This is a genomic window from Psychrobacter celer, assembly GCF_016107555.1.
Taxonomy (GTDB): Bacteria; Pseudomonadota; Gammaproteobacteria; order Pseudomonadales; family Moraxellaceae; genus Psychrobacter; species Psychrobacter celer.
This window is the reverse complement of record NZ_JABASU010000062.1, coordinates 1-866: the sequence shown is the minus strand read 5'-3', so window position 1 is coordinate 866 and position 866 is coordinate 1. Positions and strand designations below refer to the sequence as shown.

The following is an 866-nucleotide window of genomic DNA, read 5'->3' as shown; positions in this document are numbered from 1 at the left end:
TTAGGGCGTGTTGAACATTCATAATTTGAGCCAGATATAAGCACAAGCAAGAGCGACTGTATTTTCATAACTCTGCTTGAGCTTATCAAATCTGGTGGCAACCGCCCTATACTGTTTTAGTTTGGCGAAAGCATTTTCTACTAGATGCCTCGCTTTATATAAGTCCCAGTCCATATGGTTGTTAGAATACTTAGTGTTTTGTTTTCGAGGGATGTTATCCCGTGTCCCAGCTTGTTCAATATGCGCTCGTAGTGCATCAGAATCATAGCCTTTATCCGCACATAAAACCTCTGTATTGCTCAAATTAACTTTGTCTACTAAGTCAGGTGCGACTTTAACATCGTGGGTTGTGCCATCTGACAGAATGAAGGTAATCGGATTGCCATGAGCATCTACTGCCAAGTGAATTTTAGTGGCGCGTCCTGCCACACTTTTACTAATGGATTGTAGATTCTCATTGCCACCACTGCTGTGCTGATGCGCCTTGATATGAGTACCATCAATGAAGACCCACTCAAGGTCTGCGTCTTTGATCAGTAACGTAAATAATGCAATCAGCTTATCACTCTTAAACCAGCGCTGGTAAGCTTTATAGATGGTATTAGGCTTGCCAAAATGCTCGGGTAAGTCGCGCCAAGGACAGCCAACACGCATGCGATAAAGCACGCCTTCAACCGTTTGTCTAAGATTTCCTTTGTCATAGATATTAAGTTCTAGTAATATAGGTTTCAGTCTTGTCCAGTGTTCATCTTTGAGCATGGTGCGAGGCATAGCGAACGATATCTTTTTTGTGTGAGAACTTAAAGATTAACCGTTCGCTATTTTTTTTGCCAGAAATTTATATCCAATGTTCAACACGCCCTAAT

General features: G+C 41.7%; 1 protein-coding gene. It reads right to left on the bottom strand.

Features of this window, described 5'->3' with window-relative positions; genetic code table 11:
• Positions 1-18 precede the first annotated feature (18 nt).
• Positions 19-771 carry an IS5 family transposase gene (locus JFC05_RS12675; protein WP_198337144.1) on the bottom strand — a complete coding sequence of 251 codons (753 nt, stop codon included), beginning with the start codon at positions 769-771 and terminating at the stop codon, positions 19-21.
• Positions 772-866: the final 95 nt, after the last annotated feature.

Excerpts from the sequence above, each read along its gene's own strand:
- JFC05_RS12675 (WP_198337144.1), bottom strand. The coding sequence starts at position 771 with ATGCCTCGCACCATGCTCAAAGATGAACACTGGACAAGACTGAAACCT.